Annotated in this window: 10 protein-coding genes, 3 tRNA genes and 1 riboswitch; of the genes, 3 read left to right on the plus strand and 10 right to left on the minus strand. The window is 42.6% G+C overall.

Going from position 1 to position 14169, the window contains the following annotated elements; all coding sequences use genetic code 11:
• Positions 1 to 4: 4 nt before the first annotated feature.
• Complete coding sequence (locus tag HXT53_RS05535; RefSeq protein WP_004114476.1) at positions 5 to 952, minus strand: DMT family transporter; 948 nt, start codon at positions 950 to 952, stop codon at positions 5 to 7.
• Positions 953 to 1408: 456 nt separating this feature from the next.
• On the opposite strand from HXT53_RS05535, the gene HXT53_RS05540 reads away from it, so the two are divergent.
• A tRNA-Ser gene (locus tag HXT53_RS05540) sits at positions 1409 to 1493 on the plus strand.
• Between the two features lie 100 nt (positions 1494 to 1593).
• Here the strand turns inward: HXT53_RS05540 and HXT53_RS05545 are convergent.
• The 9 genes from HXT53_RS05545 to pgi all read right to left on the minus strand — a co-directional run bounded on the left by HXT53_RS05545 (position 1594) and on the right by pgi (position 13623).
• Positions 1594 to 2331, minus strand: coding sequence for an HNH endonuclease family protein (locus HXT53_RS05545; protein WP_064622925.1), 738 nt, complete (start codon positions 2329 to 2331; stop codon positions 1594 to 1596).
• On the minus strand, positions 2315 to 4915 hold the full coding sequence (locus HXT53_RS05550; protein ID WP_421780135.1) for an ABC transporter ATP-binding protein: 2601 nt from the start codon (positions 4913 to 4915) through the stop codon (positions 2315 to 2317). The genes HXT53_RS05545 and HXT53_RS05550 overlap by 17 nt, the downstream gene beginning before the upstream one ends.
• Positions 4916 to 5168: 253 nt before the next feature.
• Positions 5169 to 5852, minus strand: coding sequence for a ribonuclease HII (locus HXT53_RS05555; protein WP_116439851.1), 684 nt, complete (start codon positions 5850 to 5852; stop codon positions 5169 to 5171).
• Between the two features lie 39 nt (positions 5853 to 5891).
• Positions 5892 to 6746 carry a signal peptidase I gene (gene lepB, locus HXT53_RS05560; protein WP_004114465.1) on the minus strand — a complete coding sequence of 285 codons (855 nt, stop codon included), beginning with the start codon at positions 6744 to 6746 and terminating at the stop codon, positions 5892 to 5894.
• Between the two features lie 38 nt (positions 6747 to 6784).
• Positions 6785 to 7153, minus strand: coding sequence for a 50S ribosomal protein L19 (gene rplS / locus HXT53_RS05565; RefSeq protein ID WP_004114457.1), 369 nt, complete (start codon positions 7151 to 7153; stop codon positions 6785 to 6787).
• Positions 7154 to 7406: 253 nt separating this feature from the next.
• Positions 7407 to 8957, minus strand: coding sequence for a nitrate/sulfonate/bicarbonate ABC transporter ATP-binding protein (locus tag HXT53_RS05570; RefSeq protein WP_421780139.1), 1551 nt, complete (start codon positions 8955 to 8957; stop codon positions 7407 to 7409).
• Positions 8958 to 9077: 120 nt separating this feature from the next.
• The gene (locus HXT53_RS05575) at positions 9078 to 10826 is read right to left on the minus strand and encodes an ABC transporter permease (protein ID WP_004114453.1); all 1749 of its coding nucleotides are present in this window, start codon (positions 10824 to 10826) and stop codon (positions 9078 to 9080) included.
• Positions 10827 to 10963: 137 nt separating this feature from the next.
• The gene (locus tag HXT53_RS05580; protein ID WP_226913173.1) at positions 10964 to 11176 is read right to left on the minus strand and encodes a hypothetical protein; all 213 of its coding nucleotides are present in this window, start codon (positions 11174 to 11176) and stop codon (positions 10964 to 10966) included.
• Between the two features lie 105 nt (positions 11177 to 11281).
• Positions 11282 to 11442, minus strand: a riboswitch (M-box (ykoK) riboswitch).
• A 486-nt stretch (positions 11443 to 11928) separates the two neighbouring features.
• Positions 11929 to 13623, minus strand: a complete 1695-nt coding sequence (gene pgi / locus HXT53_RS05585) for a glucose-6-phosphate isomerase (protein WP_004114451.1) — start codon at positions 13621 to 13623, stop codon at positions 11929 to 11931.
• Between the two features lie 315 nt (positions 13624 to 13938).
• On the opposite strand from pgi, the gene HXT53_RS05590 reads away from it, so the two are divergent.
• Both HXT53_RS05590 and HXT53_RS05595 read left to right on the plus strand, forming a co-directional pair.
• Positions 13939 to 14011 (plus strand) — tRNA-Thr (locus tag HXT53_RS05590).
• Positions 14012 to 14048: 37 nt separating this feature from the next.
• Positions 14049 to 14129, plus strand: a tRNA-Leu gene (locus HXT53_RS05595).
• Positions 14130 to 14169: the final 40 nt, after the last annotated feature.

Genomic DNA, 14169 nt, shown 5'->3' on the forward strand with positions numbered 1-14169 from the left:
ATAATCACCTCAATAAAATCATCATAATAAAAATAAGCGCAAATCCTGCAAAATCAGCCCACGAGAACACAGCTCCCGTAAACACAACAGCCGTGATTGCAGCCATAACAGGCTCGCTCGCCCCCAAAAGCGTTCCGCGCACAGATCCAACTCGCATAACGCCAGCCAAAAACATCCAATATGCGCCAAAAGTTCCGCCAACAATCGTAAAAGTAAACAGCAAGTACGCGCGCAAATCCAAAGGAGGCATTGTTTGCCATGGCTTCACAAATGGCATCATAATAAGACCTGCAATAATAAACGTAATTCCGTTTACAGTAAGATTTCCCCATTTTGCAATCAATTTGACTGGCATAATCGCAAGAGCCGCCGTACTTGCAGCATCTGCTAATCCCCACAAAAGTCCCATCAGCGGCAGCGAAAGCGAGCTAAAATTGCCTCCCGTTGCCATAAGCGCAGTTCCTGCAAATGCAAGCAAAACACCAATGTTTTCGCGCAAAGTCGGAGTTCTTTTTGACCGCAAACACACATAAACAAGCACAAAAAGCAGATTCAGGCTTTGCAAAACAGTAGCCGTGCCAGAATTAGTCCAGTCAATTGTAAAAAGATACGCCACTTGCGTTAAAAGCACACACACAATACCTGTTACAACTAGCATTGGCCATGATTTTTTTGTGCTTAATGCATCAACGAGTTGCTTGCGATTAACAATTGACGCAACGATTACAAAAAGCACGCCTGCAGCAAGCTGACGAACGCACGCGATTTGCAACGGACTCACAAGGTATTGTGACATTAGAATCTTAGAAACAGTAGCATTTGTGCCCCAAAGCGCGCCACCAAGAATCGTCAAGATTATGCCAATCATCATTGTGCGCGGACTATGATCCACCGCAGGATTTGGCTTTTTAGGCTTTATTTTTTGGATATTCTTTACAAAACCAACATCCATGCTAAACACCTTCTAAACTTACATCCCGTACTCGCTAATAATCCTGTAGTTTTGCGCATATGTAGCAAGTTGTAAGTCGCAAACCTCGCAAATCGCTTACTACATATGAAAAATCTACACTATCACATAATCAACAACACGCACATAATCAACAACACGCAATTGCAAGGATTGCATGTGCAATAAATCTATTGAGGTGATTTGAGAATCGTAGATTCGTTAGATTTGCATCATGCGTGAGACAAATCTAACGAAAATCAGTCAAAAAACGTTACAAATGTCTCGCAGCCGAGACAAATCTAACGAATTTTGACCAAAAAACGTTACAAACGCATCACGCGTGATGCAAATCTAACACTCAAACCAATACGCCACGCGCGACTTTGCATTATCCTCAGTTTATGTTATCTTATTTAAGTTGTCTTTCGTTATGCTGTTTAGCACAATGATTGATGTGGAGAATTCGCCTAGTGGTCTATGGCGCACGCTTGGAAAGCGTGTTGGTGTAACAGCCTCACGAGTTCGAATCTCGTATTCTCCGCGAGTAGGGGTTCTAGCCAGTATGAGTGGTTAGAACTCTTTTTATATATTTGCCTATGCATCAAAATATATGAACATAAACAAGCAGCTTAGCGTCGAACTCAACTGTTAGGCAATTTCTGCGCAGAACAACCATGCAAAATTGAAGCCATGCTACGTTTTTCCGCATTAGTAACGCTAAGATCGTACTTATACTTAACAGCAATCTGCCTAGCAACATAATCGCATCTAAAGGATTTATTAGATGGCAGCCAATAAGCCGCAGAAGCAGATCCTTTTTCTTGGTTCGCTGCTCCTTGAACAGCAAGAAGATTAAGCATATCGTTACCAAACTTAAGCCTCTTGGCATGACTCCATTTCCAGGCTCCTGATTGCCAAGCGTTTTCTAGTGCTACAACATGGTCGATTTGAACAAGAGCACTAGTTTTTCTTCCTCGAACAAAATTAATATTTAAACCAGTATAAGGATCATGCAAAAGCCCTGATGCTACTTTGCAAGAACCAGAATACTTAAAACGAACCTGTTTTAAATCGCGAGCAAGAACATCTTCTCTAACATCACAGCCATTTTTATCAACATCTGTAGTCCTGTATCCAAAGACACTCCTGTTGTATCCAGACGGATGTGATTTAGAGACTTTTAGCTTATTAAGAAGAGAAGCAGCATCTCCATCAGCAGCGTATTCACCAGTAATTTCGCCAACATCATGATTGATTTTTGGCAAAACAAGCCCAATAACAATGCCTATAATAATAGCCAAAGAAATAAGCCATATAAAAGAGGCTATTCTTTTAGATATAGGGTTACTTGAATAATGCGTATTATGATCGTACTGCATGATTTATATCTACAACCCAAGGAATACGCCTAATAACAACGTCTAGAACTTGTTGAATAAGGCTAATAAGCACAATAATTGCCATAACTGCGTAAACAACATTCCATTGTGGATTCTTAGTGACAATTGGGTGAATAGTGTTAGAAACAAGCATTATTGCGTTCGCAATACCTATAAGAGCAACAGACATAAGAATTGCCTGCATTCTTCCCACTTTACGAGATAATCGCACTCGCTGTTGTGAAAGCTTACGCATTGAATCAACAACACGCTTAACACAATGCTCGCCCTGTCGGAAAGCTAGAACCTCATCAATACCAAGTTCTACATCATCAACTTCAAGCTCTACCATCTTTTGCTCTGAATGAACTTTTTTAATAAAACTGCGGAGTCTAAGTCTAAATAATCCTGGAATTATAAACACTATTAGAGCACAAATCACAACAGCAAAAATAGCAATTTGAATATCAAAGTAACATAACAAAACGATTGCTGGAATAATCGACAAAACCATTCCAACACTCATGCTTAAACCTGCCTTGTGCAAATGCGCATGATGAAGATCCACGCCAGCAAAAGATGTTACTAATGTTATGCATCTTAAACATGCGCATACGCTTACGATAAGCACGTATTCTTGCATAACAAGTCCAAAAAGCGGTCGATTAGCGATAGCGAACATTGCTGCAAAAGTGCAAACAGGTATCAATACTGCGCAAACTATATTGATTGCTGTAGAGAATGCTGAAAGAATCGCAAAAAACGCCTTTTTCAACGAAGATATAGTTGATTTACTTTCATGAGATAAATCTTTCAATAAGCCTTCGTGTTTTGCATTATTAAAATTCTTATTAGAGTTTTCATCAAAACTTTTAGCATATTCGTCTACTTTATTAGCTTTATCAACGCTTCCATCTGCGAAATTTTCGGCATAAGAGCTAATAGAACTAGAACTGGTGTAATGCGAATTATGATATACACTAACGTTAACCAAATTGTCCGCTTTAGAAGCGTAGTTATCGTCTGGCAAAAATACAAGAATCGTAGCTTTTTTAGCAACATGACGCAAAATATCACATAAATTCTTAGCTTCATCAGAACTAATATCGCTTGAAGAATAGTCGAAAATATACACTGGAGTTCTACGAATAAGCGCACGAGCCATAATAATTCGTCGGAAAATATCTTGCTTATTTTCAACCTGAATATTGTCTACACGCAAATCTAATCCGTTATAATCCGCATAAACAACACCATCTACATGAGCAGTACGCAATGCTTGCCACATAGATGTAGTAGTAGCATTAGACGATGCCATGAGCAGATTCTCTCGCAAAGTGGCTGAAAACAGATGACTATTTGAACGAACAATAGTAACAAGATCTGCAATAGCACCAGGATTTTCATTATTTAGTGAAACATAAGTTGAGTTTCCAGAAATATCACCAAAATCAGATACTACAAAAGGCGATTCAACATCTACTTCAGAAAAACCATATCTATCGCTGTAAGATAGCGCAACATCTGATTTATCGCTAAAAACTACGCCATTCAAAACATTATTAGTAAATAATTCGTAGTATTCCTTTGGCATTACATTCAATTTTCCACTTGAAATATTAAAGGATGCACGCAAAGGTTTATTATTTTCAGTGAAATTGCATCGCACATGAAGAGAAACATTACTGGCTCCATCTGGGATGCTCAGCGACTTTTTATTATCTGAGAAATCTATGGAATCTGCAGAAGCAGAAGATTCTACAGAGTCTAAATTAGAAGAATGAACCTTATTAGAAGCAACACTTTTAAACAAGTCACTAATGTTATTCAAACCTAAAACAGCCCGATTTTTAATATGCATACAGTTAGCAACTCTACGTATTGGATCTACGCTTAGCATAAGAAGGGGCAAAGTTAGCATTGCAGCAGGAAGACCAACAGATTTAACAGAAAGAAGCCAAACTGTAGAAATAATTGCCACACCAGTCATTAAATACGTTAAAAATACGCATAAACAGCGCCACAAAACGCGAACATCTGCAAGAGCAGATACAAGTGCCAAAGTAGAAAAAATTGACGCAAAAACGCAAATAGTGGCAACATAAGAGTTTATTGAAAACATTGCAACACTAACCGCAAAAGGCATAGGAAAAGCAGCAATGATCTGCGGCAAAAGTAAACCATGCCAACGTTGAACCCACTCAACATCATCGTTCACGCAAATAGAAGAATATCCCTTAGACCACTTTTTAGAAGAACTCAAAGAAAGCATAGAACGCAACATTTTTGGTCTAAGCTTCATAGATACGCGAGTTCCAATTTCGGTAGAAATAGTGCATGACTGATGGAACGCAATATATTTTACGATAAGTATTCCAACAAGAGAAATAAGATAAGACGTCAATTCAACAGAGCTTAACAAGGACTTGCCAGTATATTTTGCAGGAATAAGCACTGGCGAAAGAATTCCAACACAAACATACACAAAACCAATATTCGCAAGAGAAGATATAGCAAGACATGCCGCTCTTAAAACAACCAAGTGCTTAACACCTGGAACAAAAGCGAAGAAACGACCAATCATTTAACTATCCTTTTCTTTTCCATAGAAAACTCTTTTAAATTCCAAAAATACTTTCACGCACTACAAAGTACACACACGATACCCTGCAGATTGAATCTACAAATTCGAGTAGCTCGCACTGTTAAAATCAGCTTTAAATCTCTTAAAAACGCTATCTAAACACTCTCTACAAACACATACCCACGCACTAGCTCACTACCCCTTTAGCATTCAAGATTACGCTGAGCATCAGGCATCAACACGCCGAAGAACTTTAGCTTAAATGCCAACTAATACGATGCAAATCACTAGGACCATACTCTAAAATCGCAGCTCTATGCGATTTAGAACCATAACCCTTGTTATGTGCCCAATCATAAATTTTATATTTAGGATCGTCAGACAAGCTTGTCATAAGAGAATCTCGAGTCACCTTTGCGATCACAGAAGCTGCAGAAACACTAGCACACTTCTGATCAGCCTTAACTAAAGTGTGAACTTTAACAGGAAAATCCATACTAGGCGCATCAAAAGTTCCAGAAACCTTACCAATATAATTAAATGGTCCATCTAAAATCGCTGCAATATGAGCATTTTCAAGCTTATATCTCATACTGTTTTGCACATCTGAAATTGCACGAATCGCAGCAACACCAAGAGCATAACTTATTCCCCACTCGTCAATCTCGCGATTTGTACAAGAACCAACAGCAAAAGCATCGCACCAATTTTCAAGAGGCTCCAATAATCCTTCACGCTTGTGAGCGTTAATAAGCTTGGAATCAGCTAATCCAACAGGAAAATAACCAGAATTAATTTTATCGGCACCAAAAAGAGCAGCACCAACCATAACAGGACCAGCTAAACTACCACGTCCAACCTCATCTAATCCAATAACCCAATCGAAGCCACTTTTTAAAAGGTCTTGCTCAAAGTTAAAAGACGGAACAGCAGCCAAAATCTCCCCAAATCTAATATCTACGCACGTTTAAAAGAACTATTTAGCATCTGACTTATTTCTTACATCATCAAACGCATCGCTATGATTTTCAAAAATACCCATACGATTCAAAGGCCAAAAACGCATAAATGCCACGCCTTCAACCTTAGAAATAGGTACCAAACCATCGTCACCATCATTCTTATGATACCTAGAATCCGCAGAGTTAGCGCGATTATCTCCTAGAACAAATACATGACCAGGTTTAACCTTCACCTTAAACGGGAAGGAACTAGGACTTACACCTGGTTTAATATAAGCAGATTCAAGCACAGGAACACCGTTAACAAGAATTGGGTCACCATCGCCCTTACATTCAACAGTATCCCCAGGCAATCCAATTAGACGCTTTATAAGATCTTTACCAGACACAATTCCGCCGCGACTATTTTCACCTTGAAGCCAATTAGCAGGATCTTCAAAAACAACAATATCTCCACGATTTAGTGGAAACAGGCGAGGAGTGAGCTTAGACGTAACAACATAATCGCCAATATGAATTGTGTCTAGCATGGAGCCAGATGGAATAAAATATACGCCGAGAATAAAAACACGAAGAAAAATAACAACAAGAATAGGCACAAGATACCATGCAACAAGCTCTTTCCAAGATGTTTTAAAAAGCTTGCGAGTACGAACCTTGGACTGAGATTTAGAGGAATCATAATCACTATCTTGATATCCAGAAATATGATTCCCTTTTATTTTTCCATGCCTAGCACGTTTAGCACTGAAGCCAGAAGTTAGACTTGGTCTTTCTTCTGGCTCCGGTGGAACTGGAGAAGGATTTAAGCCGTGACCTGCCACATTAACAATGTGACCATCGCTATTTTGCAAGTCTTCGGCAGACATATTAATCCTTAATGTTAAATCCTTAACCTTAAATAAATTTACTTAGCAGCGCTGTTGTCACGACGCTCGGCAATACGAGCAGCCTTACCACGCAAAGCGCGCAAGTAGTAAAGCTTAGCGCGACGAACGCGACCACTACGAACCAGCTTAATCGAATCGATAGCTGGGGAATGAAGTGGGAAGCGACGCTCAACACCAGTGCCGAAGCTCACCTTACGTACAACGAAAGTCTCGCGAACACCAGCACCCTTACGAGCGATAACAACGCCAGTAAAGGTCTGAATACGAGTGTTGTTGCCTTCCTGAATCTTAACGTTAACGTCAACAGTATCTCCAGGACGGAAAGCTGGGATTTCCTCAGCAGACTTAAGATGCTTAGCATCAAATGCTTCTACAGCATTCACCATGATAATTCCTCCTCGCCGCCGCATATCGACGTAAGCTACATCAAAGTAAGTTAGTCTAATTTTAACTTTTTCAACTTTACTTTGAATAATCCTTCCCAAAAAGTTTGCTTTTCAGGGCTTCCATCTGCCAAAACTTTAAAAAAGCAGGCTAGACTATTGATAAGTCGACTATGCGGCATCGCCTTATCGAAAGCATACAGAACACAAATTTATGCTCAATAATGGACATTATTGAGCATTATTTCGCACTATTTCAGCGCACAACGCCATTAAGCGGCGCCGTCTCAACAGTACGAGTTAATTCGTCATCATCGGCATCGTAGTCAAAAAGCTCACCATAACGACCCCAGCTAATCGCAATATCAAATTGCTGACGAGCCAAGGCGTCCGTATGCTTGCTGCGAAGCAAATCCAAAATCAACTCGCCACGAAGCTTGCCATTGCGGTTTCGGCTCAAAGCCTGATCAATTGCATGAACAAGAGGAGCATGCTCAATTGCAAGACGCGCAAACACCTGCTTGCTGTGCAAAATGTCGGCATTATGCCATTCTTGACCTGCTGGAGTAATAGTAATATGACCATTTTCTGCTGTAAGCAAATTAAGCATTGTTCCAGCATCTACAAGTGGGAACAAATCATCGATTTCGAACGACAGATCCGCAGCCAAATCAGCCAAATCAATGCCATCTGGCTCTTCCGAAATAACGTCTAGCAAACCTGCCATTCCTCCTGGCGTTGCGTTCGGCAGCAAGTGCACAGCAACAGGCTCAGGCTTCGGCTCCCCCGCATCCGCCTGCTCCTCGTTTTGCTTAGCTTCTGCCTCCGCGTCGTGATGCTTTTGAATAAGCATGTCGGCGATTGCAGCAGCTTCTGTTTCTTCCGCATCCGTCTGTTCCACAGGTTGAGAATCGCCATCTGCAGCAGACAAGTCGCCAGCAACCGTTGTATCAGTATTATCTGGCTCAGATTCACCCTCTGGCATAGAACCAGTCAAAATCGCATAAAGATTATCAACCATCGCCTCAAATTCAGCACTATGTTTGTCTCTCGGGCGAGGCAAATCAACTTGCACGTCTGCAATCAAATGCCCAGGATGAGATCCCAAAACCACCACGCGATCTGCCATTTGCACAGCTTCTTCAATATTGTGCGTAACGATTACAACAGACTTGATATCACGCTCTTCACTAGACCAAAGCTTAAGAACTTCCTGACGAAGATTTTCTGCTGTAAGGACGTCAAGCGCAGAAAATGGCTCGTCCATAAACAGAGCATCTGGGCGCAAAACAAGCGCGCGCGCAATACCTACGCGCTGACGCATGCCGCCAGAAAGCTCCTTTGGGTACGCTGTTTCAAAGCCGTCCAAACCAATAGCATCAATTGCTGCGAGAGCAAGCTCCGTGCGCTTTTCTTTGCTAACGCCTCTAGCGCGCAAACCAAGCTCCACATTGTCTTGAACTGTAAGCCATGGCATAAGTGCGAAGGTTTGGAAAACGATTGCCACACCTGGGTTTGGACCAGTAAGCTCGCGACCGCGATACGTTACAGTTCCCTCTGTTGGCTGAATTAAGCCTGCCATTGTTCGCAAGAAGGTTGATTTTCCAGCGCCAGAACGCCCTAGAATTGCAACGATTTCGCCTTCGCGCAACGTAAACGATATATCGTGAAGTACGTGCTGAGTAGTGCCACTATCCGATGTGAAACTTTGAGTTATGTGTTTTGCGTCGATGATATCGCTTGTAACTGAAGATTGTGCAGCAAAGTTCTGCGCATCCTTTTCTGCGGTTTTGTTCAAAGTGTTCATAATATTTGCCAATCTGTTTTGTAAAGTTAAAAAGTTTATAAACTTAAAAAGTTTAATTTTCCGTAGTTTATTTGATTTATTCGATTGATTATTCGATTGATTATTCGATTGATTAGTCGATTAATTCAAAACAAATCTTTTTGCCGAATACCTTTGCAAAGGAGTCCAGAACAGTCGATTACTTAACACCACTATTAAGCTCATAACCGTTACTCCCACAAGCGTTTTTACAGAATCACCAACGGTTGTTGCATTCGTAATATACGCGCCCAAACCTTGAGTTGCCATGTGATTCTTGCCGTATTCCACAATCTCTGACACAATCGAAGCGTTCCAAGCACCGCCAGCGGCAGTAATTCCGCCAGTGCACCAGGATCCAAAAATCGCAGGCAAAACAAGAGTTTTCCACTTGAGCATACGATTTAATCTAAAGCTTCTTGTCATTTCTCTTAAATCATCTGGAATCGCGCTAGCGCCTGCAATAACGTTAAACAGAATGTACCATTGCGTGCCAAGAGCCATCAAAATAATACTTCCCCATCCAAGGTCAATGTGCCAAGCCATAAACCACATCATTGCAAATGGGAACACAAAGTTTGCTGGGAAGCTAGCCAGAATTTGCACAACAGGTTGCATAATTCGCGAAATCTTAGGATTCATGCCAATATATACGCCTACTGGAACCCAAATCAGCGAGCTCACAAAAATCAACACAGCTACGCGAGCAAAAGTCAAAGCTCCTAACGCTCCAGCTGTAGCAAACTCCTGCAAACCTGTGCGAGTTGCTACAAAGTAAAGCATTTGAGCAGCAAGCCCCAAAATCAGCACAGCCATAACAATGTTGAAAACCAAGTCGCCAAGTTTACGCTGTGATGCTTTACGCGGCCACTGTGAACCTGTGCGTCCGAATGGTCGTGTAATAATTTCAAGCCATTCGCGAATCGGAGAAAACAGCTTGCTAATAACTTCGTCGGCATGCGAATGACGAATAAGTGTCAAAACAGCACTCTTTCGTTCTTCGTCGGATGCGCTTTGAGTTATGCGGAATCGTTCTGCCCAGGCGGTAAGCGGCTTCCAAAGGAAGAAGTCAATCGCTAGCACAACAACAATCATGGATAAAATAGCCCACCAAATGTTTCCAAGCTTGTTTTCTGCTGCAGATTGCGCCACAAAACTACCTACTCCAGGAAGCGCGTAAGTGTGATTGTTTACGGAAATCATTTCGGAAGCAGTAAGGAAGAACCATCCGCCGCCAACGCTCATCATGCAATTCCAAAGCAGCGGAATCATTGCGTTTGGCATATCTAGTACCCAGAATCGCTGCCAATGCGTAAGTTGCAAGCTGCGCACTGCCTCGTCTAGCTCTTTTGGCTCGCTTAAAAGCGAACGGTGGAACGAGAAAGTCATATTCCAAGCCTGGCTTGTAAAAATTGCAAAAATCGAAGCGGCTTCAACGCCCATCATCGATCCTGGGAAAATCACCAGCCAAATCGTTACTGTAGCTGAAAGGAAGCCAAGAATTGGAACGGATTGCAAAATGTCTAGCAACGGAATAAGAACCTTGCCTAGTCGGCGGCTGCGCGCTGCAAGAGATCCGTAAATAATGGTAAAAATCAGCGATGCTATAAGCGCAAGCATCATACGAAACACGGATCTAAGCGTGTAGTAAGGCAAATTAATAAGGTCAGTTGAAACTGCAGAAGGTATTCCTTTAGGTCCAATTGGCTGGTTAATGCGCTGCAAAAGGAAAGCGCTTACTCCAAAAAGCGCGATTATACCAACGCACACAATAATGTCGGACCAAAAACGAGTGTTTTCGTCTACTTGCGTACTAGCACCGTTTTTTCCAGATGTTGTAAATATTGTCATGATAAGTCCTCTGGGAACGCGTATTTTTACACGCGTTTGCCGCTTATCACCACTATTTTTTGCGTTTATCTTAAATTTTGCTTAGAATTTTAGACTTTATTTTAGAAGCGCTTATTTAGCGCGCGGCTGCTGGCGACTTATCCCAACAAATCAAATAAAATAAAATCTTTAATCGCAAAACCTGTAATCGCAAACATTTTGGCGGTGACTGCCGGTTTTTTATATTCATCTTTTGTATATTCAGGGGGAACGTCTGTACTACTACTAATACTGTCTGAATCGTCACTAACGGCATTAACTGTATTAGCACTTTGATTACAACTGGTACTACTGCTACTGTCATGTTTCACGGCAATCACCTCCTCTAGCTTGTGCGCGCCAACGCAAAACCGTATCATCATTGAACCGGACGGCAAGCAAGAAGACACAAGGTGATTTTTAAATCAAAAGAAATCAGCCTTAATCTTGTCGTTCAAGCTTCAGCTTCGCAGGGCGGTGGTGTTGCATTAGTCGAAGCCTTGAAATCGACAACGACTGTTGACCAACTTGCAGTGTCTCCACTGTGTTGCGGCAGCAACCCGTATCCCCGTGGTAGCCTTACCTACCGACCGTGCTCATTATAAATTATCACTGCTCTTGTGTCAACCTATTTTTGAATTGACTTGAGAAGATTAGCCACCACTTGCACCTGTAGTGCGATTGTATAGCGACACGCCGTAAATCAGGTACAAACGCACTACAGGACTACACCAAGTAGGTAGAGATTCGAGATTTTTCGCACTGAATGAGATGAACCTCAGCATGAAATGGTGATTCATCGAATGAAGAAGAAAAATCGAGAATCTCGGTGATAAAAACCACGCAAAAGTCCTAGATATTCAGAAGGTTTGATGTATTTCTATACGAGCAATAAAAGAGGAGCGTAGCGACGGGACTTGCGAGGAGAGAAATACTCAAACCTCGCACAACAGTAAGCGTAGAAACACCCAGCCCTCGCGCAACAGTAAGCAAGGAAATGCCTCGATTAGAGAAAAAGCCTCTTGAAGATTTAATCAACAAGAGGCTTTAAATCAACAATCAAATAAGATTGCTACACACTCACTTACTTGCGATGAGCGCGATAGAAGCGAATCAAGCTCTGGGTAGAAGCATCCTGAGCTGCCAAAGCATCGTCATCCTTAGAGATTGCAGGAGTAATCTGCTTTGCAAGCTGCTTGCCAAGCTCCACACCCCACTGATCGTAGGAATCCAAGCCCCAAACAGTGCCTTCGACGAAGGTGATGTGCTCGTAGAGAGCAATCAACTCGCCCAAGCTAAATGGAGTCAAAGCTTCGCCGAAGATAGAAGTGGTTGGACGGTTGCCGCTAAATACGCGAGCTGGAACAATCTCTTCTGGAGTTCCTTCAGCGCGAACTTCGTCAGCAGTCTTGCCGAAAGCAAGAGCCTTAGTCTGTGCAAGATAGTTGCCCAAGAAGAGCTCGTGCACATCCTGATCGCCATCTTTAGTAGGATTTGGCGTGTTCACGAAAGCAATGAAGTCAGCTGGAATAAGCTGAGTGCCCTGGTGAATCAACTGGTAGAAAGCGTGCTGGCCGTTGGTGCCTGGCTCACCCCAGAAGATTTCGCCGGTTTCGCTTGTTACAGGAGTGCCGTCCCAGCGCACAGACTTACCGTTGGATTCCATGGTGAGCTGCTGCAAATAAGCTGGGAAACGGTGCAAGTACTGATCGTATGGAAGCACAGCGTGAGAAGCAACCTTGTAGAAGTTGCGGTACCAAACGTTGAGCATACCGAGAAGCACAACAACATTCTTCTCGAATGGGGTTTCAGCAAAGTAAGTATCGATTGCGTGGAAGCCCTTCAAGAACTCTTCGAAGCGCTCTGGTCCAAGAACTACAGCCAAAGAAGTGCCAACAGCGGAATCCACAGAGTAGCGGCCGCCAACCCAGTTCCAGAATCCGAAAGCGTTGGTTGGGTTAATGCCGAACTCTTCAACCTTCTCGAGATTGGTGGAAACAGCCACGAAGTGCTTTGCAACAGCTTCAGCCTTCTTTGCGTCGCTGCCGTCAATAGCACCGCTCTCCTGAAGCTTGTTAAGCAACCAGGTACGAGCGGTACGAGCGTTGGTCAAAGTCTCCAAAGTGGTGAAAGTCTTGGAAACAATGATGAAAAGCGTGGTTTCTGGATCCAAATCCTTGGTCTTCTCTGCCATATCATTTGGATCGATATTAGAAACATAGCGAGCGCTAATTCCAGCATCAGCATATGGCTTCAAGGCTTCGTAAACCATGACTGGACCCAAATCAGAGCCGCCGATACCAATGTTTACAACGGTCTTGATGTTCTTGCCAGTAACGCCCTTCCAAGCGCCGGAGCGAACTTCGTTAGCAAAATCGTAAATGCGACCCAAAACTTCACGCACGTCGGCAACGGTATCCTGACCGTCTACCATGAACTTACCAGCATCTTCGGCTGGACGACGCAAAGCGGTGTGCAATACTGCACGATCTTCGGTGTTGTTAATGTGCACGCCAGTGTACATCGCCTTAGTGCGCTCATCAAGCTTAACTGCCTTTGCAAGGTCGGCGAAAAGCTTAAGCGTCTCTGGCTTAATCAAATTCTTAGAAAGATCGAAGTGGAGGTCTCCAGCTTCGAAGCTCAACTTATCCACGCGATTTGCATCCTGAGCAAACCACTTCTTCAGGCTCACGCCTTCGGACTGCAATTCATCATAGTGCTTCTGCAAAGCAGCCCATTCAGGTGTTTTAACGGCGTCAACTGGTGGATTGATGGCCATTTCTTGGTCCTTTCATCTTGAATGAAGTGACGTGATGCCTTGTTTTATCAATCTTTAGGCACACTTGAACACGTTTTAATCACAATAATCATCGAGAATCATAGTGAACTATAAAGTAAACACGTGTAAATGCGCGCAAAGTGGAACTTGTGCATCACTATCTTCCAATTGCCAAGATACTCACAAAAGCGGACAGAAATACACTTTGACTAGAACACATGCGAACATTTGCGGCGCGTCATGCTAGACAAATTGCAAATATTAATATATAGTATTTGATTTGTGCGCGAGTCGCGAATGCTTCTCGGGCAAATTGCCACTTTAGCTCAGTCGGTAGAGCGTCTCACTCGTAATGAGAAGGTCGACAGTTCGATTCTGTCAAGTGGCTCTTAAAGTTTCTTTTTCGCTTGTTTTAGGCGATTTAAGCGCGAGTGGCGAAATGGTAGACGCGCAGGATTTAGGTTCCTGTGTCTTACGACATGTGGGTTCAAGTCCCATCTCGCGCACAAAAATGGACCAGATGCTATTGCACCTGGTCCATTTTTT

This window comes from Gardnerella sp. KA00390 (genome assembly GCF_049244075.1).
Classification (GTDB): Bacteria; Actinomycetota; Actinomycetes; order Actinomycetales; family Bifidobacteriaceae; genus Bifidobacterium; species Bifidobacterium vaginale.

Excerpts from the sequence above, each read along its gene's own strand:
- HXT53_RS05535 (WP_004114476.1), bottom strand. The coding sequence starts at position 952 with ATGGATGTTGGTTTTGTAAAGAATATCCAAAAAATAAAGCCTAAAAAG.
- HXT53_RS05545 (WP_064622925.1), bottom strand. The coding sequence starts at position 2,331 with ATGCAGTACGATCATAATACGCATTATTCAAGTAACCCTATATCTAAA.
- HXT53_RS05550 (WP_421780135.1), bottom strand. The coding sequence starts at position 4,915 with ATGATTGGTCGTTTCTTCGCTTTTGTTCCAGGTGTTAAGCACTTGGTT.
- lepB (WP_004114465.1), bottom strand. The coding sequence starts at position 6,746 with ATGTCTGCCGAAGACTTGCAAAATAGCGATGGTCACATTGTTAATGTG.
- rplS (WP_004114457.1), bottom strand. The coding sequence starts at position 7,153 with ATGGTGAATGCTGTAGAAGCATTTGATGCTAAGCATCTTAAGTCTGCT.
- HXT53_RS05570 (WP_421780139.1), bottom strand. The coding sequence starts at position 8,957 with ATGAACACTTTGAACAAAACCGCAGAAAAGGATGCGCAGAACTTTGCT.
- HXT53_RS05575 (WP_004114453.1), bottom strand. The coding sequence starts at position 10,826 with ATGACAATATTTACAACATCTGGAAAAAACGGTGCTAGTACGCAAGTA.
- pgi (WP_004114451.1), bottom strand. The coding sequence starts at position 13,623 with ATGGCCATCAATCCACCAGTTGACGCCGTTAAAACACCTGAATGGGCT.